Raw genomic sequence first — 23,193 nt, 5'->3', positions numbered from 1 at the left:
ACGCTACACGTTCGGGACAATTGGCTCGATCGTCGGGTCGTGACCGCCGATCTGGCTGCTGCGCAAGACCCAGGCCGAGGCACCGCGTTTGAGAAAGACCTCGATCAGGGCACGGGCAATGACGGGCGGCAGGACAGTGCGCCAACTGCGTACGGCTTTGCCAAGGCTTTTGAGTGGTGTGCCACCGCTGCCAAGGATAGGCAGGTCGTATTCCCAATCCTCGCGGGCACCCCAGGGTGTGAGGACTTCGCGCACATCGCTGCCGATTGACAAGAGCGTCTCGAGGCGACGGGCATTTTCGGGAGTATTGGCAAGGGCCTCCTGGAGATCAGGCCGATCACGCAAGAGGCGACCTGCATTGCGAATGGCCGCATAGAGCGCCTGGGCTGAATCCTGGGCACAATTATTGGCCGCCCCGACACTGGTACCACCACGTCCATCGGCGATACGATAGCGCGCCATCATTACTTCAAGCTGGCGCAAGATCAAATCGAGCGCGGCAAGCGGCTGGCCACCCAGTTGGAATGCATCTGTCACCGCAGGATGTTTGATCAGCACATCCTGGATCGGACGAACCCCCGACCAACCATACTGGCGGTCACCACTATACCGGCTATAGTGCATCGAGCCAGCGGTCAGGCCATCAACATTATGGGCATACACCTGATGATAAACAAGATCAAAGCTTAACTCATCAGCAAGCGGTTCATGGATGACGGTAGCGCAGCCAAACGCAAAATGGCCCCAATAGAGTGGAGTACGAGCGGCAGGTTCACGTTTTTCGCCACCAATGCCACCAAAGAGATGAACCAGCAAGGCACGATCCCCGGCTCGCCACGCATCACGTGCCGCATGCGGGGTAATGCCGTCACCAGCAAGCAATACGGTGGTCGCCTGGCCTTTGACAGCGGCTTGCTTCCACTGTTTAGGCTTCAAATACTCCATACACTCAGAGGTGCGATCAGCGTAACTCTGGGGTTCGAGGCGTAGCATCAAGCGAGGGGCCAGGGCACGCACGACAAAATTGCCTTCGGCATCCTGGGCACCATAGATATACCAGCCTTGCGCATTGAGGGGCGAGTGCTCGATGCCAGAGGCGGTGCTATTGGACACACCGAAGCTATCGGGCACAACCTCGGGCATGCGCACCAATTCTTCGGGGCCAGTGAAGTCACTGGTCGCCGACGCATAGTGGCGCACACGATAGGCATCACCGTCACCTGAAGGCCCAAGAAACTGTACCAGCGCATAGAAGCGACCGGTAATCTGGACTGGTTCGGTCGTCACAAAGATGATTGGCGGGCCGCCATCGGCGGGTTGGCGTTCGACCGTCACCTCATCTTCAAGGCGCACCGTGAGATCATCAAGCGGATGCGCCCCGGCGAGCGACTCAAGTGGATTGACATACTCCCAGCCATTGACCCGTTCGGCAAGCACCGTACCCGCCGCGATCGCCTTGAGCGAATCTTCGCTCATATGGACACTGCGGGTGGCCCCCCAGAAACGCGCATTGAGCGTCAGGTTCGGGAGCCAGCGCAGGCGCACCCTAGCACCAAGGAGATCCTGATCGGTTGCGGGCACGTGTTCGAGTTCGATCCAGCAACCAAGCACCAATTCACGTTCAGCGAGTGAAGGCAAGCTCAAGCGGCCGAGCCAGGCACCAAGCGGTTGGTAGCGGGTAGGATCGGGCACCTGCTGAAGCGGATAGAAGGCGGGTTGATTGAAGGCAGCGGCTTGATAGCGCTGATAATTGCTGACGGTCGTCATTTAGGCCACCTTTTGCTTCTTCTTTTTCGCCTCGCGTTCAGCCCTGGCTTCGGCAATCTCAGCCACACGGGCATCGGCATAGACACGAGCCTCGGCATCAGTTGACTCACGGGCGGCAGCGAGATCAGTTGCATCAATCAGATGCTCGCGCACCAGCAGATCACCGATCGTATCAATGGTTGCGATTGCGTGTGAGCGCCCATCGGGGGTAAACGCCACCCACGAAAAATAGTTGGTTGCACCATTGTGATGCATCTTGCCCATCGGGACAAACTCGATGACCCCATTGTAGAGCGCCTGGTTCCAGACGCTCTGCGAAAACCACTTCCAGCGCCCGGCATAGAGTTTCTCGCCGAGCCCGTGGAGAGGATCATCGTCACCCCAGAGATGGTAGAGTTTGGTCAGATTTTTAATACCGAGATCATCACTCATCACCCCACCAATGGAGATAACACGGATGGGAGCCTGGCGGAGCAACGGCTTGAGAAACGTTGCGGCACCAATCGCAATCTGCGCCCCACCCGAGAAACCAATAATCGTCACGGGCTTGCCACTGCCAATGCGATAGCCACGCAACTGCAGCGCCTCAACAATTTCATTGGCAACCCCCAGGTTATAGATCGGCCCATAGCGGCGATCCGCCGAAATTGCCACCTGGAACATATTGCGAATGTTAATAAGGAATTGCAGCAAGTCATACGGATTTTTCAAACGGCGCTTTTCGAGATACCCCCACATACGAGCAAAGGCGCGTTCGTTGGTGAGACCGGCATTGGTGACGGAATAGGGATAGACATCAGGAACCACGGTCGTATTGGAGAGGCGTTTGATCGCCATCTTGCCCCAATCGATCTCTTCCTGGGGAATACCGGCGGCATCAATCGCCCCGATTCCCGAGAGATAGACGAGAAAATGGGGTTCTTTGCTTTCAGGAATATCGGCCAACTGGGGCGTGACGTGACCGGGAACCGGGGGCGCTTTGCTTTCACCAAACCAACCGGCCCACCAGCCAAGGCTCTCGAAGGGAGCAACGGCAGCCGAAAGGAAGAGCAAAACAACGGCACCAATGAAGAGCAACCAGAGTAATGAGAGCATCAGCGACCTCCTTTGGGGGGTGATTTCTCATTGGCAAAACGATCAAGCACATCATCAAGCGCCGTATCAAAGGTTGTCCCCGCAGCCGTCTTGAAGAGCCAGTTACGGACAGCAAGAATAGGGCGTCCGATCGTCGCACTGCCGACCGTCACAAGCAGATACCCGAGGCCAACACAGACAAGCGCGGGCCAGAGGGCGCCATTAGCGAGAAAGGTAATGCCACCGAGCACAACCAGAAAGCTCCAGACCGAGAGCACACGGCCAATGAACGTACCGAGGTAAGGGATCAGCACCAAAAAACCAAAGAGATAGGGCGTAGCACCGAGACCGACCAGGCGCATCACCGTACGGAACGGAATATCATTGGGAAAGAGCACCTGACCGGTGGCCCAGATCGCGATCGCCCAGATAAGCAGCGAGGTCGCAAAAATAATGCCATTGACCAGCAAACTGAGCACAAAGCGCCCGGGGCGCACCCGATTCACAAAGAGAATGACACTCTGGCCAACGAGCATCGAGGCGCCACCGAGAAGTGCAATCATCAGAATGATCCAGTTGGTATTGGGATAGCTTTCGACCACTTCAAAGACGCGGGGATTAAGGCGAAGCGCCCCACCAATACCCTGAAGCACATAGCCAAGAAATTCAAACACGGCACCGCCTTTTTCTGCGTTACGACATGGTTCTAGAAGGGCCGGATCAGCTCTACCCTCGACGCGGCGTGCCGACTTCAGCCGGCTGAACTGGAAGCCGACTGAAGTCGGCACGCCGATGAGCGTGAACGGTACAGTAGCCTGAAACCGCGTCTAACAACTCATTAGTTCTAAAATGGGTTTGCGTGCAATCACAGGGGTTATGTAAACAAGAGCATACGCAGGCATCAGCCTACGTATGCTCTTGTTTATATACGATGCTGCGGGCGAGCTTACTCCTCGCTGAAGTACTCTTTGAGCTTCGCTTCCTGCTCAGTCGAGAGATTGCTCGCGATCAACTCAAATTCCTGGCCCTTAACGGCCTCACTGATCCGGTCGAGGACAGCACCGGTGCTCATCAAGAAGAGGGCCGAGGTACCGGGGGTGACTTTGGCCTGAACTTCCTTGATGAAGCGATCATCAATACCGACATCAGCGAAGCTACCGGTGAGTGCGCCGGTGGCGGCACCGATCGCCGCGCCGACAAACGGAATGAAGAAGAGCAAGCCAAAGAGCATGCCCCAGAACATCCCATTGAGGGCACCCATTCCGGCCAGATTATGGAGCTGGCGGGTCTTGGGTTTCTTCTTATCGGCAGCCCAGACAACAGTAGCCGCATCAATAATGGTAATCAACTGCTGCTTCTGCAGACTATCCAGCGTATCGAGCATCTTCTCGGCACCGTCCACGGTCGGGAACTTCAGCACAGTCAAAGCGGACATATAAAAACCTCCCTAAGTTTCAAATGACACAAGCGAGCAAACGAGAAAAAATCAGGAATAAAGACAGCTTAGCTTGCCGCCAGCGCGGCAGCAAGGGCATCAATGGCGGCCTTCTCTTCGGCGCTCACCGGCGTACCGCCCATCCCGAGGAAGCCACCCTCTTTGACCGCACCGGCAACTTGCTGGGCAATCGCAAGCATCAAGCCCTGATAAGCGACGGCATCGGAACGAGGCGCCTTGGCACGCGCAACGCCAACTGACTCGAGCACGAGGGGCATCAGGGTCGCCTGGATCTCGGCCTGCTCAGACTTCTTATGGGCCTTGACCATTGCCTCGACCTCATCAGCGGTCACATCGTCATTGAAGAGGATATTGAGCAACTCGGTGGGGCCAGCTTTGGTGACTGCCTCATCAATTGCGGCATACATCGCATCGAGTTCTTTATCACGGCCACCCTTGCCGGAAAGATCAGCAAGAATAATGAGCGTCGCGGCATAGACCGGACCCTGGCGCAACGTAGCCCATTCTTCATCACTAAACTTGGCCCGCAACTTATCCTGAACCTCAAGCGGCTTGAAGACCTCTTTGATCACCTGATTGGTCGTGCTATCGCGGCGGCTCAGGCCACGCAGTTCGGTCTGCAAGGTCTTGGTGAGGGCGGCTGCATCCATCCCCTGCTGGGTCGTCATATTCTTAATCACACCCATCAGCACCGGAGTCACGATACCAAGGAACGGCGTAATATCAATGCTGCTCGCCTTCTTGATGCCACCCGTTACGAGTTCAAGATTGCTGCCAAACATCTGCTGCACAACTGCGGGGGTTGTGCCGGTCGGTTTGGCGAGCACCCCCTGGAGATTGCCGAGCACACCAGTATCAGCGCCCTGAATCATCTTATCAAGCGCCTCGACACCCTCGGGCGTATTGCCCATACGGGCCAAACCGCCCGCCAGCACTGCGGTGGTCAAAGCGATCCCCTGGCGGGTCATTTCGTCACTAAGGCCCACCTGCTTACCGACACGTTCAATCACCGTCGGACTGATCAGATTCGAAATTGTGTCAATCACCGATGGCATACATCAAATTCCTTTCATCGAGAGCTTTAACGGCTGCCGGGACAAAGGAGGCAGCCGATCGTGCAGCGACGTCCCAGCAGCGTGATACTGGCGGTAGGACTTGCTGATTGCTTCCACACGCGTGCGTACACCAAGTTTACCATAGATATTGCGCAGATGAAACTTGACCGTTGTACGGCTAATATGCAGGCGTTCAGCAATCGCATCATTCGAGAGGCCGTACAACAAGAGCGCAAAGACGGCCTGTTCGCGTTGAGAGAGGCGATCCGGATCAGCAACCTGTTGCTGATCATCGCCAGCAAGCAAGGCGGCAACTTCGGGAGCCAGGGTCAACACCCCATTCGCCGCATTGCGCAGAGCCTGGGCCAATTCAAAGGCATCAACATGCTTGAGCAGATACGCGGTGATGCCATACTGCAATGCCGCAGGCAGCAGCATCGCTTCAACCCGCTCGGTCAAGACAACCACACGCACAGGCGGCTGCTGGTGCTGAAGGTCACGCAGCAAATCCAGCGCCCCTGGCATCGTCAGATCAAGCAGCAGCAGGTTAGGATGGTGCCGCTCGCAGAGCATAAAAGCATCGGCAGCAAAGCCCGCCTCACCCACAACCGCAATATTCGGCAGCGCGGAAAGGATATGGCGTATTCCAGCACGATAGATTGACTGTGGATCAGCAGTCACTATCCGAATCTGGCTTTTGATGGTCATAGTATCTGCGCAAAAGACATGGTATCTACCCACCAAAAGCGGCACTACTGAGAGTACCGCCTCGTCATTTGTGATGCACAAATGGCATACAGCAATGCACTGTTGTCGAGATCAAGTGTATAGCTAGTATAGTCGGTAGCAGACACCAATAGCATCACTCAAAATGTAGTATTTATGACCATATGCCGGGGTTGAGAAGCCCCCCAGCACCGAAATGGTTCTGCAGCGCCTGCTGGATTGCCCGCGCTTCGGACACATAGCCCTGGAGAGCGAGATCAGCGGGAGGCGGCAAACAACCTGGCACGCTGACAGCATAGCCACCGGCCTGCCGTGCAGCCTGAGCAAGCGCGGAGGGTTGCGCCGGATCGCGAACGTAGAGCAACCCATTGGCAAGATCGGCGAGCAGACCAGCCGACGTCGGGGCGGCGAGGCGGGTCACCTCGGGCAGGCGCTGGGAAGGAAGGCCCAGACGAAGCGTTATGCGCGCCTGACTAGCGGCAAGCCATGCCGCCCACTGCGCCGACCCGGTCGTCTCAGTCAGGGTTTCAAGCGCGGTTGCCCCGGCGAGCAACCCCTGAACCTGCGCACTTTCAGCCTGTACATCTTCGGGATACCCTTCAGCCGTATAGACAAGCGCGGTCGAGCCAGGCTCGGCAACGATCAGCAGTGCCGATGCCACGAGACAGAGCGGCAGCAGACGGGCACCAGCGGCAAGGGCGTCGGCAAGGCTGGCGAAACTGGCGCGCAGGGTCACCGAGGCACGTGGGCGCGGCGAGAGCTTGAGGGTCACATCGGTGAGCATGCCAAGCGTACCGTGCGAGCCAACATAGAGCTTGGGGAGGTCGTAGCCAGCGACATTCTTGACCACCGGACGACCAGCCCCGATGACCCGACCGTCGGGCAACGCGACGGTCGTGGCGAGCAAAAGATCACGAACGCCCCCATAACGCATGCGCAAAGGCGCATTGAAGTTGGTCGCCACAATGCCCCCAAGCGTTGCCTCAGGCCAGGGCGACACGAGGGGCACCCACATCCCATCCTGCGCCAACTCGGCCTGCAAGGTCGCAAGAGGCGTCCCGGCACCGGCGACAACATAGAGATCGTCACGGGCATAGGTCGTAATACCGGCAAGGCCACGACTACTCACCGTCACCTCAGCCGAACCAGGCGAAGACGCGTGCGAGTCACCACCGACCAGGCGCACAGAACGGCCCGTCGCCGTCAACGCATGCAGGATTGCGGCGGCCTCGGCGGCAGTGGTGGGGGCAAGAGCATCTTCAGGGGTTGCGGTGAGGGCCGGATGGTCAACCGGAGGCACCGGGGCCGGTGTGGGCGAGGCGGGCGGAAAAATCTTGCCTGGATTACAAATAGCCTGTGGATCAAAGAGATCACGGATCTCGCGCATGACGGCCAACTCATCGGCGGTATACATCATCGGCATAAAAGCACGTTTCTCGATGCCGACGCCGTGTTCACCGGTGATACTGCCACCGTAGCCAACGCAGAGTTCCAGGATTTCACGGCCAACTTCAATGACCTGGCGTACCAGGGCCGGATCATTGGGATTTTTGAGCGGAATAAAGGGGTGAAGATTGCCATCGCCGGCGTGGAAGACATAGGCCACCTCGAGACCAGCGCGGGCGCAGATCGCATTGACGCCACCGAGCGTTGCAGCGAGCTTGCTGCGAGGCACCGTGCCATCCACGAGATAGAAGGCCGGGGCGAGGCGCGCCATCGCGCCAGCGGCACTCTTGCGCCCATACCAGATCCGGTCACGCTCTTCGGAACTCTGCGCAATGCGGAGATTGAAGCCACCATACTCGCGCAGAATCGCCGCAATCTCATCAATCTGAAGACCGACACTCTCGGGATAGCCATCAGCCTCGATAATGAGCGCCGCCCCGGCGGTAGTAGGGAGACCGGCGGGCACAAAGGCCTCGATAATCTCCATCATCGCCTGATTCATCATCTCCATCGTGGCGGGGACCAGGCCACGGGCAATGACGGCGGAAACAGCTTCACCAGCGGTCTCAACCGAGTCAAAGGCAGCCATCATCGTCTTGACGGCAGGTGGATAGCGCATCAAACGCACCGTTGCGCTCGTAATCAAGCCGAGGGTACCCTCACTGCCAACGAGCAACCCAGCGAGATCATACTCAGGATAATCGAGGGCCGCGCCGCCGAGGCGCACAAGACGGCCATCGGGCAACACAGCCTCAAGGCCCGTCACATAATTGGAGGTGACCCCATACTTGAAACAGTGGGGGCCGCCGGCATTCTCAGCGAGATTGCCGCCGAGCGTCGAAGCACGGCCACTGGAAGGATCAGGGGGAAAATAGAGCCCGTGCTCACGGGTAACGGTATCGAGCAACAGATTGGTCAAGCCAGGTTCAACGACAGCACTCCGACCCACCGGATCGAGGTCAACGAGGCGTTCCATACGGGCAAAGGCAACAATGACACCACCGTGTTCAGCGACAGCGCCACCCGAGAGACCGGTACCAGCGCCACGCGCCACCAGCGGAATCCGATAGCGTGAGGCCCAGGCGACCAGGCGAGCGACCTCTTCGGTCGTCTGGGGCAAAACCACTGCATCGGGAAGACCGCGATCGAGGCTCGCGTCGCCTTCATAGGTCAGCAACGCAACCGGATCAGTCACAACACGGCCAGGCGGCAACAGACTTGTCAGCGCAGTAAGGGCAGGCTCACGGGCAATCATGGAGGCTCCTGACATACAACATTGGACGGAGGCAGCACAACAGCCAGAGACGAGAATGCGGTTCTGGGTATCATACCAGAACCGCATCATTTCGGCTATGCTCCATCTCGGCAATAGGTAGGCAGAAGCACATATTCAAAGACTATATGTTCATACTGCTTTGAGGGCATTCATAATATCGAGGGCACCCTTTTTGGCGTCGGCGAAGAGCATCAGCGTATTATCGGCCGCAAAGAGCGGGTTAGGGATACCGGCAAAGCCGGGGCTAAGGCTCCGCTTAATCACAATAATACTGCGGGCCTTATCGACATTAAGGATAGGCATCCCAGCGATGGGGCTACTCGGATTGGTACGTGCAACGGGATTGACGACATCATTCGCCCCAATGACAATAACCACATCGGTCTGTTCGAAGGAAGGATTGATCTCATCCATCTCCTTCATCTTATCGTAGGGAATATCGGCCTCGGCGAGCAACACATTCATATGGCCGGGCATGCGACCGGCAACCGGATGGATGGCAAACTCGACTTCAGCACCACGCTCTTCGAGCAAATTGACGAGATCGCGCACCGCGTGCTGGGCTTGCGAGACAGCCATACCATAACCGGGAACAATCACCACCCGGCGCGCTGTCTCCATCAACATGGCCAATTCTTCAGCATTGGCCGCCTTGACGCGCCCGCCATAGACATCATCGCTACTATCAGCGGCATCCGAGGGAACCCAGATGCCAAAGAGCACATTCGTCAACGACCGATTCATCGCCCGGCACATAATGCTCGTAAGAATAATCCCAGAGGCCCCAACGAGAGAACCGGTAATAATCAGCGCATTATTCGTAAGGACAAAACCAGCGGCAGCGGCGGCAATACCCGAATAAGAATTGAGCAACGAAATCACCACCGGCATATCGGCGCCACCGATAGGAAAGACGAGCGAAAGCCCAAGGATCGAAGAGACAACCACAATGGCCCAATAGATCCAGACGGCCGTCGGATCAACAATCAGCCAGACCGAGAGCGCGAGAGCGACGACGAGCAAGATCGCATTAAAGATCTGGGCACCCGGCAAGCGAACATCCTTGACAATGCCCTGCAGCTTACCAAACGCCACAAGGCTGCCCCAGAACGTCACGGTACCAACAAGACCGGAGGCAGCAGTAGCAACAATAAACTGCGGCGTAATGAGTGCCAGATCGATCTGAAGCGCATCAAGGAGGGCAGCACCGGCGACAAAAGTCGAAGCGGCACCACCGAAACCATTGAGCAACGCAACCATCTGGGGCATATCGGTCATCTGGACGCGGGTCGCCATCAGGGCACCGATGCCCGAACCGATGACCAAGCCAGCGATGATCCAGACATAATTGACGACCTGCTGATCGACCAAAGCGGTTACGACCGCGATGAGCATCCCGATCGCACCGAGTTGATTGCCACGCACGGCGGTACGTGGATGGGTAAGGCCCTTGATGCCAAGGATAAAGAGCGTTGCCGACGCAAGGTAAGCCAAATTAATCAGCGCGTTGCCCATCGCTCAATCCTTCCGGCGAAACATGCCAAGCATGCGATTCGTCACCATAAAACCACCGACCACATTGATCGTCGCAAGAATAACAGCCAGAAAGCCAAGGATTGTCGCCGCCTGTGGCCCCAGCGAGCCAGCCGAAAGGATCGCCCCAACCAAGGTAATGCCTGAAATAGCATTCGAGCCTGACATCAACGGCGTATGCAGGGTTGGCGGCACTTTGGTAATAATCTCAACACCAATAAAAAGCGCCAGAACAAAGACGGTCAACGAGACCACGAGTATTTCCATGCGAAGATTCCTTTGTTATCCAGGGGCAAGCGATCAGAACGACCGCTGCTGGTCTAACTGATGCGTCGATGCGTTGAGTGATCAGCTATGACGAGGCAACTGGTGTACCCGCACCAATCAGATCATTGATCCTGGCGCTGACAACTTTGCCATCGTGAACGACGGTAGACTCACGGATAATCTCATCATCCATATTGACCGTCAATTTGCCATCCTTGACCAAGAGGCGGAGCAGATTGATCAGATTACGGCTATAGAGTTGGCTCGCGTGATTAGGCACCGTTGCGGGCAAATTACCTGGCCCAATGATCGTGACATGATGCGCGACGATAATTTGATCAGACCGGGTCAAGGCACAATTCCCCCCACGTTCGGCGGCGAGATCGACAATCAGCGAACCAGGCTGCATGCCAGCAACCATCTCAGCCGTAATCAAGACCGGTGATGGCTTCCCTGGAATAGCAGCCGTTGTAATGACGAGATCGTTACGTGCGACCACTTCAGCCATCAACTTGCGCTGCCGCTCGTAGAAATCATCGCCAAGCGCTTTGGCATAGCCACCTTTGTCTTCGCTGCTGCCTGTTTCAAGGGGCAACTCAACAAACTTGGCACCAACGCTCTCGACCTGTTCTTTCACTGCAGCACGGACATCATAGGCCTCAACGCGCGCCCCAAGGCGTTTGGCGGTAGCACATGCCTGAAGCCCAGCCACACCGGCACCAATGACAAAGACCCGAGCGGGCGTCACCGTACCAGCGGCCGTCATCAACATCGGAAACATCCGCGGCATACTGGCAGCCGCAATCAGCACTGCCTTGTAGCCGGCCACCGTCGCCATTGAAGAGAGCGCATCCATACTCTGCGCACGACTGATGCGAGGGATCAACTCCATCGCCATCGCGGTCACGCCTCGCTCAGCCAAGCTCGCCGCCAACCTTGGTTCCCACAGCGGTTCAAGAAACGCGATCAACAACTGCTGAGGACGCAACATCGCCCGTTCTTTATCGGCGTGACCTGGATCAGCGCCGGCCGCCCGCACCTTGAGCACGATATCAGCCTGCGCATAGACCTCGGTACGCGACGCCACGGTACGCGCCCCACGTTCGACATAGGCAGCGTCAGGAAACCCGGCCCGCATCCCGGCACCTGCCTCAACGACAACTTGCAACCCCATTTTCATGAGGGCTGGCACATCTGCGGGGACGATCGCCACGCGATCTTCACCCGACACCAATTCAGCCGGAATGCCGACGATCATACACTCTCCCTGTTGGAACTCCTGAGTGCGCTGCAGGGCTGCCCTATTCTGTGCAACATACGTCCATTCACTGAGCGAAACCTGGGCAGTCTCGGCTTAGTATACCATGGATTGATACAATTGAGAATGTTTTCACAGACAAGGCAAAGGCACAAATTGATACTCCTAGAAACATAACGGTGAACGAAATTTCTCGCATAATAAATATCTCTTATCTATTACTTCTGCAACTTATTGGCGCGAGCGCGTTGCGATGGTGTACACTAGAGCCTGTTTTATACCCTTATGTTATGGGTCTAGTTCGGAGGGACAGGTAATGACGACCCTGGATACCGATACGCTGGAGATGGTACTGACGACGTTGCGGGATTATGCCGACCGGCAACTGAAACCCGAATTTCTGAGGGAGTTGGACGAACGTGACGAATTTCCGCACCAGGTGCTGAAGGATCTCTACGACCCTGAGAAATTTGGCCTGCACCTTATTTTCATCCCCGAAGAGTTCGGTGGGCTCGGTGGGGGTGCTTACGATATTTACCGCGTTTCCGAGCAAATGGCACGCATCGACCTTGGGGTCGCGACGGGAGTACTAGCAACCTTTCTCGGCACGGATCCAATCGTGGTGGGTGGCACCGACGAGCAGAAGGCGCTCTGGATGGGGCGCATTGCCGACGAGGGCTTGCTGGTGGCCTATGGGGCGACTGAGCCGCAGGCAGGGAGTGATCTTGGCAGCCTGACGACCCGGGCAACGCCAGTCTATGAAGATGGGCAACTGACTGGCTACAAGATCTCGGGGCGCAAGCAGTGGATTTCGAATGGTGGGGTGGCGACGCTCTATACGATTCTTGCCAATACCGAAGGCGGGCCAACCTGGTTTGTCGTTGAGCGGGGGGCGCCTGGCTTTAGCTGGGGCAAGCCCGAAGATAAGCACGGCATTCGGGCTTCGAATACGGCAGCGCTCTTCCTTGATGAGGTCTTTGTGCCAGCCGAAAATCTGGTCGGCGGCGTCGAAGGGCAGGGGCTTGCGCAGGCGCAAGCGGTCTTTGGCTATACCCGACTGATGGTCGCGGCCTTTGGCATGGGTGGAGGCTGGAGCGCGCTTGAGCGGGCGATTCAGTATGGGCAGACGCGCATTCAAGGTGGGGCGCTGCTTTCGACGAAACAGGCCTACACCCACAAACTGCTGGTACCGAATGCAGTGCGGCTCGAAGCCTCACGCGCTTATATCGAGTGGGTTGCGGAAAATATTGATGCGGGCGACCCCGGGCAGCAGACCGAGGGGGCCGTAGCGAAGTATTTCGCCACCGAGAGCGGCAATAAGGCGGCTGAAGATGCGATCCAGGCGCACGGTGGCTATGGCTACACCAAAGAGTATATGGTCGAGAAGGTCAAGCGCGATGTGCGGATCACCTGTATCTACGAGGGTACCTCGGAGATTATGGAGTGGACGATTGCGCGTGATCGGTGGCAGTTGCATTTGAAGACGCGTGGAGCCTACTACAACGACTGGGCGGCGAAACTCGAGCAACTGGCCCGTACCAACCCCGACACCGGGGCCGCCACCACCGCGCTGGCGTTGCGTGCACTGGCGGTGGTGCTAGAGCGCTGCCGGCTTGATCGGTTGACCCGCAATCAGCATATTCTCTTCCGGCTTGGTGAGTTGATTGCGTGGGCCGAAACGGCCGCGATCTTTAGCGAGCGCGCCGCCAATAACCCAAGCAAGGCCGTGCCCTTTAGCCCCGAAACCCTACGCACCATGGCGCGCATTCACGCCCGCGAGGCGGCACTCAAGGTCGCCACCGATGGGCTACGCTGGTGCATCAGTGCAGGGCAGACCGATCCCAACCTAGCGGGAAACCTCGGGCTACCGGCGATTTATCAGGCTCAAGCTGGACAGATTGAGGATATGAATATCGTTGCCGAGCGGCTCAATGCCGCGTTCCCGGCAGAGTAGTGACCCCCTGCGTGGGGGTGCTCCGGAGGAGCTTTTCATGGATACTTCGGCCTCGTGCGCCATCGCCATCGTGGGCGTTGGCGCGATGTTGCCTGATGCTCCTAATGCACGAGCATTCTGGCAGAATATTCTTTCTAAGCGCTACAGCATCAGCGAGACACCGGCTGATCGCTGGAGCCTGGCGGATTATTACGATCCTGATCCGGCGGCCCCTGACAAGACCTACACGAAGATCGGTGGGTGGGTACGGGGTTTCCAGTTTGATTGGCAGCGTTTCCGCATTCCGCCCCGCGTGGCGAGTGCGATGGATGAAGGGCAGCAGTGGGCGGTCACGGTTGCCGCCGAGGCGCTGGCTGATTACGGCTTGCCTGACCGGGCGCTCAATACCGACAATACCGGGGTTATCCTCGGCACGGCGATGGGCGGCGAGTTGCACTACCTGACCAATCAGCGCATCGTGGCCCCCGATTTTGCCAACTATCTTGCGAGTACCGACGCCTTCAAAACGCTTCCCGCTGAGGTGCAGGCGGCGATGCTGGCTCAGTTTTATGCTGAAGTGGGGCGGAAGTTGCCCGCGATCAGCGAAGACTCGATGCCAGGTGAGTTGCCCAATATCGTCGCCGGACGGGTGGCGAATGTGCTCAACCTGCGCGGACCCAACTTTATCACGGATGCAGCCTGTGCTTCGACCTTTGCCGCGGTTGCGGCTGCCGTTGAGATGCTGAGCGAAGGCCATGTTGATGCGGTGGTGACGGGTGGCGTTGACCGCAATATGGGCATTTCGACTTATGTAAAATTCTGCAAGATCGGGGCGCTTTCGGCGACCGGGACACGCCCATTTGGCGATGGGGCCGATGGTTTTGTGATGGGTGAAGGCGCTGCGGCGTTTTTGCTGAAACGCCTGGCGGATGCGGAACGCGATGGCGATACGATCTACGCCGTGATCCGTGGGGTCGGGGCGGCGTCGGATGGCAAAGGCAAGGGCATTACGGCGCCCAATCCGATCGGGCAGATCTATGCGGTCGAGCGTGCATGGAAACATGCCGGGCTTGACCCCGCGACCTGCACGCTGCTCGAAGCACACGGCACGAGCACGCGGGTCGGTGATGTGGTGGAAGTCGAGAGTCTGAGCAAGGTCTTTGCGGGCGTCGAACGCGGGCGCATCGGCCTCGGGTCGGCCAAGAGCAATATTGGCCACCTGAAAGCCGGAGCTGGAGCCGCCGGGTTGCTCAAGGCGACCTTCGCGGTTCACGAGAAGATTTTGCCGCCGACGCTCAATGCAATGCCGTCAAACCCGAGTGTTGACTTCACGGCAACGCCTTTTAGCCTGCTCCACGAGGGACGCGAGTGGGAGCGGCCAGCGGCCTTCCCCCGCCGTGCGGGCGTGAGTGCCTATGGGTTTGGGGGAACCAATTTTCACCTGGTGCTTGAAGAGTATGTGCCCGGGATGATCACCACTGGCCCACGCCGCTATCAGAGTGCTGCGATCCCTGGTGAGGCTAGAGGCGAAGAGGCGAAGAGTATGAGCAAACATTATGCTGCCCCTGCTCAAGTGGATCAGAAGCCGCCGTTGCGGGGCATGCTGGCCCTGGGTGCAGCAACAAGCGCCGATCTGGCAGCGCGGATCACGGCGACCCTTGAGCGCGTGAAAGGTGGCTGGACACCGCCACTTGCTGCGCCGGAGCGGGCCGAACTCCGTCAACCCGAGCGGCTCGTCGTGGATTTTAGCGAGGCAAGCGACCTGGCCGAGAAACTGGGCAAGGCAGCGCGCGCTGCGGGGTTGAATAATCCGGCTGCATGGCGACCCCTTGCCGCCCAGGGTATCTTTCGGGGCAGTGGAACGGTTGCCGGGAAAGTGGCCTTTCTCTTCCCCGGCCAGGGCAGCCAGTACCTCAATATGGGGCGCGAGCTTGCCCAGCACTCAGCGGCGGTCGCCGCCGTCTTTGCCGAGGCTGATGCGGTGATGACGCCGATCCTTGGGCAACCGTTAACGAGTTATCTCTTTGTGGATAGCGACGATCCGACGGTGATCAAGCAGGCCGAGCGGGCGCTGATGCAGACGGCGATTACCCAGCCGGCGATGCTGACGCTCGATATCGCGCTGCTAACGCTGCTCGCGGAGTATGGCATTCGTCCCGATATGGTGATGGGCCATTCGCTTGGGGAGTATGGAGCGCTGGTGGCGGCGGGCATTATGCCCTTTGCCCAGGCGCTCGAGGCGGCAGCCGCCCGTGGTGCCGAGATGACCAGGGTGAGCGTAGAGGATAATGGCTGGATGGCCGCCGTCATGGCCCCGCTTGAGGTGATCGAGAGCACGCTCAAAGAGGTTGATGGCTATGTGGTTGCAGCCAACCTCAATAGCTATAGCCAGGCCGTGATCGGTGGCGCGAGTCGGGCCGTCGAGCAAGCAATTGACCTCTTTGTTAGCCGTGGGTTCCAGGCCCAGCGCATCCCGGTGAGTCATGCCTTCCACACGAGCATTGTCGCCCCGGCGTCGGGGCCGTTGCGCAAGGTACTCGACCGCTTGCACATCCGTGAACCAGAACTGCCGCTGGTCGCCAATGTGACCGGCGAACTCTATCCGACCACGGTGGAGGGCATCAAGGATCTTCTGGAGCGCCAGATCGCCTCGCCGGTGCAGTGGGTCAAGGGACTCGAGACGCTCTATCGCGAGGGATGCCGGATCTTTATCGAGTGCGGCCCCAAGAAGGCGTTGAAGGGCTTTGTTGATGATGTACTTGGTGACAAAGGCGATGCCGTTGCGCTCTTTACCAACCATCCCAAAACGGGTGAGCTTGCCAGTTTTAACCAGGCGCTCTGCGGGCTCTATGCGGCAGGCCTGGATGCAGCTGAGCCGGTCGCAGTCGCGGCACCTCGACAGGTCGCCGCAGCCTATGCCCACGAGGCACCGGTGGTAACCCATCGCCTACCTGCGAATGTAGCACATCTGCCCGCGCTTGACGCCGAAATGGCTCAGGCGAGCCCGGTGGAGGATACCCGCGAGATGAGCCAGGGCGACTATCATGGAGCGCAGCATGGCAACGGGAATGGGCAAGGGCTCGAAGCCTTGAGTGCCTTGTTGACACAGGCGCTTCGGCAAGGGGCAGGCAATGGCGCAAGCCCGGCTCCACACCCGACTGCCTACGACCGTAATCGACCACCAGCCGGATCGATTGTCATCAGTGGCACGGGCCTGGGCCTGCCGGGGGCGGCAAAGCCATTAATGGCACTCGATAATGCCGAGCGCATCCTGCGTGGCGAGCAACTGATTGATCTCATTCCCGAGCGCTTCCGTCGGTTGATGGTCAAGAAGCATGTAACCCGGGTGGTCAAGGGTGAAGATGGCGGCGGTAGCTTTCAAGAGATCGATCACGCCGACGATGTGATCCGGCTCGCGGGGCGCTCAGGGAGCTTTGACCTCACGGCGGAATACGGCGTCGCGGCCAATCTGGTGGAGGCGCTGGACATCACCAGCCAGTTGGCGATGGCGGCGGGGCTTGATGCGCTGCGTGAGGCCGGCCTTCCGCTGGTGCAAACCTACAAAAAGACGAGCAAGGGCACCTTCTTGCCCGAGCGCTGGATGCTACCCGAGGCCTTGCGTGACGAGACTGGCGTTATCTTTGCGAGCGCCTTCCCTGGCTATGACCAGTTGAGTGGCGAGTTGCAGCGCTACTACGAGCACGAGGGTCGTCTGGCGCTGCTGCAGGAACTGGAAGCGCTGCGCAACGTGACGAGTGACGAGGCGACGCTGATGCGTCTGACGCAGCGCATGAACGAAGTACGCGACGAGATCGAACGCAATCCGTACACATTCGACCGACGCTTCATCTTCCGCATCCTGGCGATGGGCCATAGCCAGTTGGCCGAGTATATCGGCGCACGCGGGCCCAATACGCATGTCAATGCGGCATGTGCCTCGACCGCACAGGCCGTTGCGATTGCCGAAGACTGGATCCGCAGTGGGCGCTGTCGACGGGTGTTGGTAGTGGGCGGCGACGATGTCACAAGCGAGCATATGCTCGAATGGGTCGGGGCCGGCTTCCTGGCAACGGGGGCCGCGGCAACCGATGATGCGGTCGAAGAGGCTGCGTTGCCGTTTGATCGGCGTCGGCATGGCACCTTGCTCGGCATGGGCGCGTGTGCCTTGCTGGTCGAGAGCGAGGATGCCGTCCGCGAGCGTGGCATGCGCGGCATTGTCGAGGTGCTCTCGAGTGAGACGAATAATAGCGCCTTCCACGGAACGCGCCTGGATGTGCAGCACATCAGCCAGATTGTGGACAATCTGGTGCGGGCCGCCGAGCAGCGCTTTGGGTTGGATCGGCGCACCATGGCGGCGCAGACGGTCTTTATCTCGCACGAGACCTTTACGCCGGCCCGGGGCGGCAGTGCTTCGGCCGAAATCGCCGCCTTGCGGCACACCTTTGGGCCAGCGGCGAGCGACATTGTCATCGCCAACACCAAAGGCTTCACCGGCCATCCGATGGGGGTGGGCATCGAAGATGTGATCGCGGTCAAGATCCTGGAGCATGGCATTGTGCCGCCGGTACCGAACTACCGCGAGCCCGACCCCGAACTCGGCCAGTTGAACCTGAGCCGCGGCGGACGTTACCCGGTGCGCTATGCGATCCACCTGGCAGCAGGCTTTGGCTCGCAGATCGCGCTGACCTTGCTGCGACGCATTCCAGGATCAAGCGAGCGCATTGATCAGCGCCAGCGCTATGATTATTGGCTGGCCCAGGTGAGTGGCTATGACCGGGCCGAGACCGAAGTGGTGAAACGCGTCTTGCGGATCAAGGCCCAGGGTGCGCCAAAGCGCGTACCAGCACCAAGTGACTGGGTTGCTGGCACCGGGCCGGTGCAGCGCGCAGCGTTTGCGCCTGATGTGGCCGGACATCACATGGCGGTTATGCCAGCAAGCAATGGCCGCCCGAGCGCGCCAAGTGTGGTGAGCCGACCAGCAACACCAGCGCCAGTTGCGCCGACTCCAGTTGCCACAAAACCAACGGCGCCGGTTGCGCCGACTCCAGTTGCCACAAAACCAACGGCACCGGTTGCGCCGGCTCCAGCACCAGCTGCGCACAAACCCGTTGTTGCGCCAACACCGGTTGCCCCGGCACCAGCATCCCAGCCTGCGGTGGTCAGTCCGCCGCCAGTCGTGAGCGATCCGGTCGCGGACACGGTGCTCAAGCTCGTCGCCGACAAGACGGGCTACCCAAGCGAGATGCTCGACCTCGACCTCGACCTCGAGGCCGACCTGGGCGTGGACACGGTCAAGCAGGCCGAAACCTTTGCGGCGGTGCGCGAAGCCTTCAACATTCCCCGCATCGAGAACATGAGGCTGCGTGACTACCCGACGATGCGCCATGTGATCGGCTTTGTCCGTGAGCAACGGCCCGATCTCGCTGCGCCGGTGGCAACACCAGTGGCAGCACCCGTCGCCACAGCGCCCCAATCAGTCGCCGTTAGTGTGACAGCCACCGTGAGCGATCCCGTCGCTGACACGGTGCTCAATTTGGTCGCCGACAAGACCGGCTACCCGATTGAGATGCTCGATCTCGACCTCGACCTCGAGGCCGACCTGGGCGTGGACACGGTCAAGCAGGCCGAAACCTTTGCGGCGGTGCGCGAAGCCTTCAACATTCCCCGCATCGAAGACCTGAAGTTGCGCGACTATCCGACGATGCGGCACGTGATCGGCTTTGTGCGTACACAGCGACCCGATCTCGCCGCGCCCGTGGCGGCACCGGCGGCAGCGCCCGTCGCCGCAGCGCTCCAACCGATCACCATTAGTGCGCCAGTAAGCGTGAGTGATCCCGTGGCTGACACGGTGCTCAACCTGGTCGCCGACAAGACTGGCTACCCGATTGAGATGCTCGATCTTGACCTCGACCTCGAGGCTGACCTGGGCGTCGACACCGTCAAGCAGGCCGAAACCTTTGCGGCAGTGCGCGAAGCCTTCAACATCCCCCGCATCGAAGACCTGAAGCTCCGCGACTACCCGACGATGCGGCACGTAATCGGCTTTGTGCGCACACACCGGCCCGATCTCGCCGCATCAGTGGCAGCACCGGCAGCGGTGGCCCCGACACCGGCGACAGCAGTTGCACCGGCGGCAACACCGGTGACTCAGCCATCGATCGATCCAATTACCGAAACGGTGCTTGGTCTGGTCGCCGACAAGACCGGCTACCCGACCGAAATGCTCGATCTTGACCTTGATCTCGAGGCCGACCTAGGCGTCGACACGGTCAAACAGGCCGAGACCTTTGCGGCGGTGCGCGAGGCCTTCAACATCCCCCGCATCGAAGACCTGAAGCTGCGCGATTATCCAACGCTGCGCGATGTGATTGGCTTTGTGCATACGCAGCGCCCCGATCTGGCGGCAGCGGCAGCGACAACCGTTGCCACAGCACCGTCGATCGCCCCGAATGGAAATGCACCAGCGCAAAGCATGGCCTCAGCGGAGGATCAGGTCACGACAACGGTGCTCAACCTGGTCGCCGACAAGACCGGCTACCCGATTGAGATGCTCGATCTCGACCTCGACCTTGAGGCCGACCTGGGGGTCGACACGGTCAAGCAAGCCGAGACCTTTGCGGCAGTGCGCGAAGCGTTCAACATCCCCCGCATCGAAGATCTGAAGCTGCGCGATTATCCGACGCTACGCGACGTGATTGGCTTTGTCTATACAAAGCGTCCCGAGACCAGAAATGGCGCGGCGGTGGTGAGCGAAGGAACAGGCGCGAGCGCAACGGCTGAGTCAACGCAGACGACCACAGCAGTGCCTACCGGGGCCTACGACCTGAGCGAAGCAAACCGAGCGCCACGGCGCGTCGCCACACCAGTGCTCCGGCCACCACTGGATCTCTGCAAAGCAACGAACGCCCAGCTTGGTGAAGGCGTGCGGGTCATCGTCATGTTGGATCGGAGTGGTGTCGGCAAAGCGCTCGTAACGCGGCTTGAAAAGCGGGGCGTGACGGTGCTGCCGATTGAGGCGCCACCGGAAGAGGGTGCCATTGTCGCGATGATCCAGGGCATGCTTGCCGAAGGGCCGGTTGACGGGCTCTACTGGCTACCGGCCCTTGAGGTCGAGCCAGACCTGGAAGAGCTTGACCTGGCAGAGTGGCACGAACTGAACCGTGCGCGAGTCAAGAATCTGCATCTGGCGACGCACACGCTCGTTGGGGCGCAACCCGAGCGCATTCCCTTCCTCGTGGTGGGAACGCGGATGGGTGGGCGGCACGGCTACGACGACGAAGGCGCGGCGGCCCCGCTTGGCGGTGCAGTGACAGGGTTTGCCAAAGCCTACAAGCGCGAATACCCGTCGGTGCTGGTCAAAGCGGTTGACTTCGAGACCGGGCGCAAGAGTGTCGAACCAGCCGAGAGCCTGATCGCCGAAACCCTGAGCGATCCGGGCATCGTTGAAGTCGGCTACAGTGACGGGCTCCGGCTGAGCATCAGCCTGGAAGAGCGCCACGCCTACAATGGCAACTCGGGGATGGTGCTGACGCCCGAGACGGTCTATCTGGTGACGGGGGCAGCGGGGGGCATCACGAGTGCGATCATTGGCGACCTGGCGGCAGCCGGGATGGGTGGCACGTTCTACCTGCTCGATCTCACGCCAGAGCCAGATCCCGCCGACGAGCACATTCGGCTCTTCCGGCAAGATCGGGCCGCACTGAAGACGGCGCTGATCGCGGAAGCGCAGGCCCGCGGCGAACGGCCAACGCCAGTGCAGATTGACCGGGGCATCATGGCGGTGGAACGGTCAGAGGCGGCGTTGCGGGTGATTGAAGTGATCGAAGCAGCGGGCGGTACAGCCAACTACTACAGCCTCGACCTGCGTGATACCCCAGCGGTTGCCGGGGTCATTGACGCCCTTCGCGAGCGCGAGGGCCGCATTGATGTGTTGTTGCACGCAGGTGGCATCGAGATCAGTCGGGCGTTGAGTGAGAAAGCGCACGACGAATTCAGCCGCGTCTTTGACATCAAGGCTGATGGCTTCTTCAATATGCTGCGGGCGGCCAAGGGCCTGCCGATTGGCGCAACCGTCGCCTTCAGTTCCGTGGCCGGGCGGTTTGGCAACAGTGGTCAGACCGACTACAGTGCCGCGAACGACTTGCTCTGCAAAATCAGCAGCAGCATGCGGCGCTGGCGCCCCGACACACGTGCCATTGTGATTGACTGGACAGCCTGGGGCGGGATCGGGATGGCGACCCGTGGGTCGATCCCACGGATCATGGAGATGGCGGGGATTGATATGCTGCCCCCCGAGGTTGGCATCCCAACGATCAGGCGCGAATTGACGGCGGGCGATACCCGCGACGAAATCGTCGTCGGGTTGCGCCTGGGTGTCCTCACCGAAGAGTTTGACCCGAACGGCGGCCTTGACCCAGACAAAGTCGCAGCAACGCTGGCTGCGCGTGAGCGCCCGTACCTGATGGTCGGCACAGTCGAAGCCGCCAAGCTATATGGTGGCATCATTGCCCAGACCTCACTTGATCCGCACGAGCAACCGTTCCTGTACGATCATCAGATCGAAGGGACACCGGTGTTGCCGGGCGTGATGGGCACCGAAGGCTTTGCGGAGGTGGCGGGGCTGTTTGCCCCTGACTTCCGTCTGGCGCGGATCGAGCATGAGCGGCTCGATAGCCCGGTCAAATTCCATCGCAGCCAGCCACGCACACTGACGCTGCGGGCGGTCATTCGGCCTGCCGAAGGTGGAGATCTGCTGGCCCAGACCACGTTGAGCTCGACATTCCAACCGGTAGTGGCCCCAGGGCAGACCCCGCCACCAGCGCAAGAGACGGTACACTTCCGGGCCGAGGTTCGCCTCACGCGTGGGGAACTGACTGCGGCGCAGACCGAACAACCGATTGCGGACGAGCATGCGCGGGTGATCGAGCGAAGTGAGATCTACAAAGTCTACTTCCACGGCCCAGCGTACCAGGTGCTCGAGAAGGTCATGCTGAGCGACGAGATGGCGATTGGCATGCTGGCGGGCGACCTGCCACCCGATAGCACCCCGATCAACGCCGAACACCTGGTTGACCCACGTTTGCTAGAGCTCTGCTTCCAGACAGCAGGCGTGTGGGAGATCGTCCAGACCGAGGCGATGGCCTTGCCATCCTCACTTGACACGCTTGAGGTCTATCGGCATCTGGAAGAGGCTGGCGACGCGCAGATCTACGCCATCGTCACCCCGGTCGAAAACGGCACGAGCTTTGACGCACGGGTTGTTGACGACCTGGGGAACGTCTATCTTGATCTGCACGGCTATCGGACAGCCCGCTTGCCGGGGACGGCGCACCTGTAGGAAAGAATAGCGTTGGGCAGGCGGGAAGTTCCTGCCTGCCCAACGCCCAACCAGGCGCATAGGAA

The 23,193-nt window shown here is 59.5% G+C and carries 12 protein-coding genes; 2 read left to right on the top strand and 10 right to left on the bottom strand.

Going from position 1 to position 23,193, the window contains the following annotated elements:
• Positions 1-3: 3 nt before the first annotated feature.
• The 10 genes from EKD05_RS01595 to EKD05_RS01550 all read right to left on the bottom strand — a co-directional run bounded on the left by EKD05_RS01595 (position 4) and on the right by EKD05_RS01550 (position 11,858).
• Positions 4-1,767, bottom strand: coding sequence for a hypothetical protein (locus EKD05_RS01595; protein ID WP_129670566.1), 1,764 nt, complete (start codon positions 1,765-1,767; stop codon positions 4-6).
• Complete coding sequence (locus EKD05_RS01590) at positions 1,768-2,862, bottom strand: hypothetical protein (RefSeq protein WP_129670565.1); 1,095 nt, start codon at positions 2,860-2,862, stop codon at positions 1,768-1,770.
• Positions 2,862-3,515: a hypothetical protein gene (locus tag EKD05_RS01585; RefSeq protein WP_129670564.1), complete on the bottom strand. Its 654-nt coding sequence runs from the start codon at positions 3,513-3,515 to the stop codon at positions 2,862-2,864. Before EKD05_RS01585 ends, EKD05_RS01590 begins: the two co-directional genes overlap by 1 nt.
• A gap of 272 nt (positions 3,516-3,787) precedes the next feature.
• Positions 3,788-4,276: a DUF1269 domain-containing protein gene (locus tag EKD05_RS01580; RefSeq protein ID WP_129670563.1), complete on the bottom strand. Its 489-nt coding sequence runs from the start codon at positions 4,274-4,276 to the stop codon at positions 3,788-3,790.
• A gap of 68 nt (positions 4,277-4,344) precedes the next feature.
• Positions 4,345-5,352: a DUF937 domain-containing protein gene (locus EKD05_RS01575; RefSeq protein WP_129670562.1), complete on the bottom strand. Its 1,008-nt coding sequence runs from the start codon at positions 5,350-5,352 to the stop codon at positions 4,345-4,347.
• A 3-nt stretch (positions 5,353-5,355) separates the two neighbouring features.
• Complete coding sequence (locus tag EKD05_RS01570) at positions 5,356-6,060, bottom strand: response regulator transcription factor (protein ID WP_129670561.1); 705 nt, start codon at positions 6,058-6,060, stop codon at positions 5,356-5,358.
• 172 nt (positions 6,061-6,232) lie between these two features.
• Positions 6,233-8,779, bottom strand: coding sequence for an FAD-binding oxidoreductase (locus EKD05_RS01565; RefSeq protein WP_129670560.1), 2,547 nt, complete (start codon positions 8,777-8,779; stop codon positions 6,233-6,235).
• Positions 8,780-8,929: 150 nt separating this feature from the next.
• Complete coding sequence (locus EKD05_RS01560) at positions 8,930-10,315, bottom strand: NAD(P)(+) transhydrogenase (Re/Si-specific) subunit beta (RefSeq protein ID WP_129670559.1); 1,386 nt, start codon at positions 10,313-10,315, stop codon at positions 8,930-8,932.
• 3 nt (positions 10,316-10,318) lie between these two features.
• Complete coding sequence (locus EKD05_RS01555) at positions 10,319-10,600, bottom strand: NAD(P) transhydrogenase subunit alpha (protein ID WP_129670558.1); 282 nt, start codon at positions 10,598-10,600, stop codon at positions 10,319-10,321.
• An 85-nt stretch (positions 10,601-10,685) separates the two neighbouring features.
• On the bottom strand, positions 10,686-11,858 hold the full coding sequence (locus EKD05_RS01550; protein ID WP_129670557.1) for a Re/Si-specific NAD(P)(+) transhydrogenase subunit alpha: 1,173 nt from the start codon (positions 11,856-11,858) through the stop codon (positions 10,686-10,688).
• Between the two features lie 316 nt (positions 11,859-12,174).
• Here EKD05_RS01550 and EKD05_RS01545 point away from each other — a divergent pair, with 316 nt between their 5' ends.
• Complete coding sequence (locus tag EKD05_RS01545) at positions 12,175-13,812, top strand: acyl-CoA dehydrogenase family protein (RefSeq protein WP_129670556.1); 1,638 nt, start codon at positions 12,175-12,177, stop codon at positions 13,810-13,812.
• A gap of 37 nt (positions 13,813-13,849) precedes the next feature.
• On the top strand, positions 13,850-23,128 hold the full coding sequence (locus EKD05_RS01540) for a type I polyketide synthase (protein ID WP_129670555.1): 9,279 nt from the start codon (positions 13,850-13,852) through the stop codon (positions 23,126-23,128).
• The last annotated feature ends 65 nt before the right edge of the window (positions 23,129-23,193 follow it).

The sequence above is a fragment of the Candidatus Chloroploca sp. Khr17 genome, from assembly GCF_004138165.1.
Taxonomy (GTDB): Bacteria; Chloroflexota; Chloroflexia; order Chloroflexales; family Chloroflexaceae; genus Chloroploca.
Note: the sequence above shows the minus strand (reverse complement) of the source record. Positions and strands in the feature narration are given on the sequence as shown.